The organism is Ornithinibacter sp., from assembly GCF_035443565.1.
Lineage (GTDB): Bacteria > Actinomycetota > Actinomycetes > Actinomycetales > Dermatophilaceae > Fodinibacter.
Map to the genome: position 1 here is coordinate 1 of NZ_DAORSO010000351.1, position 1,466 is coordinate 1,466.

General features: G+C 69.8%; 2 protein-coding genes. One reads left to right on the plus strand and one right to left on the minus strand.

The window, feature by feature from the left end; translation table 11 throughout:
• Window positions 1-150: 150 nt before the first annotated feature.
• Window positions 151-876 carry a DUF4191 domain-containing protein gene (locus PLL68_RS15120; protein ID WP_324535513.1) on the plus strand — a complete coding sequence of 242 codons (726 nt, stop codon included), beginning with the start codon at window positions 151-153 and terminating at the stop codon, window positions 874-876.
• A 143-nt stretch (window positions 877-1,019) separates the two neighbouring features.
• On the opposite strand, the gene PLL68_RS15125 is transcribed toward PLL68_RS15120, so the two are convergent.
• The coding region (locus PLL68_RS15125; RefSeq protein WP_502910734.1) for an aromatic ring-opening dioxygenase LigA at window positions 1,020-1,466 on the minus strand (447 nt) is incomplete at its 5' end.

The following is a 1,466-nucleotide window of genomic DNA, read 5'->3' on the forward strand; positions in this document are numbered from 1 at the left end:
TGGCGCACCTCGAGGCGGCATCGGGCGACCCGGCGCGTCAGGAGGCGGCATCGTTGGTCGCGGCGGCGGCGCGCACCGTATCCTGATCTGCGACGCCCGCGGCATCCCGCGGATTCCGCCCCCCTGACTTCATCCAGGAGCACGACTCCCGTGTCCGAACAGCCCGAGAAGAAGACCGGCCGCATCGCCCAGGCCCGGCAGGCGTACAGCGCGATCAAGAGCCTGGACCCCAAGCTGGGCTGGTGGATGTTGTTCGCCGCCCTCGGCACGGCGGCGCTGTTGCTCGCTGGCGGCTTCCTCCTCGGTGGTTGGTGGCGCTGGTACGCCGTGCTCGTGGCGATCCCGTCTGCGCTGCTCGCAGCAGTGATCGTGATGAACCGACGCGGCAACACGGCGATGTACAAGGCCCTCGATGGTCAGGTCGGCGCCACCGGGGCGACGCTCACCGGGCTCGGCCGCCGCGGGTGGTACGCCGCCCAGGAGCCCGTCGCCCTCGAGGGCGCGCGCGGCACCCGACCGAGCGACATGGTGGATGCCGCGATGGTCTTCCGCGCGCTGGGACGCCCCGGCGTCGTGCTCCTCGGTGAGGGCCCGCCGGCCCGGGTCAACAAGCTGCTCAAGCAGGAGGAGAAGAAGGTCGCCCGTGTGGCTCCCGGCGTTCCGGTGCACCTGTGGGTCGTCGGTGACGGCGAGGGCCAGGTGCCGGTGAAGAAGGTGGCCGGCAAGCTGACCCGGATGCGCCCGGTGCTGACCAAGGCCGAGACGGCCGTGGTCAACAAGCGGCTGAAGTCGCTCGGCGGCATGCGCCCCCCGATCCCCAAGGGTGTCGACCCCACGCGGGCCCGCGTCGACCGCAAGGCCATGCGCGGTAAGTAACTCGCCACACCCTCGTCCCGCGACCCCACGGCATCCGGATGCCGCCTCGACCGGGTGGCAGAGGACGACCGGGTGGCAGAGGACAGTGAACGGCCCCGGCTCTGGTGAGCCGGGGCCGTTTCTGTGTGCGTGTCGCTGAAGGATCAGAGGTCTTCGTGGCGGCCGAGCTTGTGCAGGGCCACTCCACCGAGGACCTGGACCAGACCGAGACCCATCGCCATCGCGCTGACACCGAAGGCCAGGACGCTGGTGAAGAGCGAGGCGCGAAGGAACGAGCCGTTCATGACCACGGCGCGCACCGGGTCTTCACGGTCGAGCTCGGCGTAGGTCTTGCCACCGGAGGCGTCAAGGGCGTGCTCGTTGATGATCTGGGCCTGGGCGTAGGCGCTGAACGGGCCGTTGACGTTGTCGCCGGCGAGGAACGAGGCGTCCTCCGCGACGACGATGTTCTCCGCGGAGAGCTGGTTCTGGACGAGCACCCAGGTGCTCGCGCCGCCGACGAACATGATCGCGCCGATGACCGCGATGATGATGCCGGAGAGCTTGACGAATCCGCCACGCTTCGTGGCAACCGCTTCGGTCTGACTGGT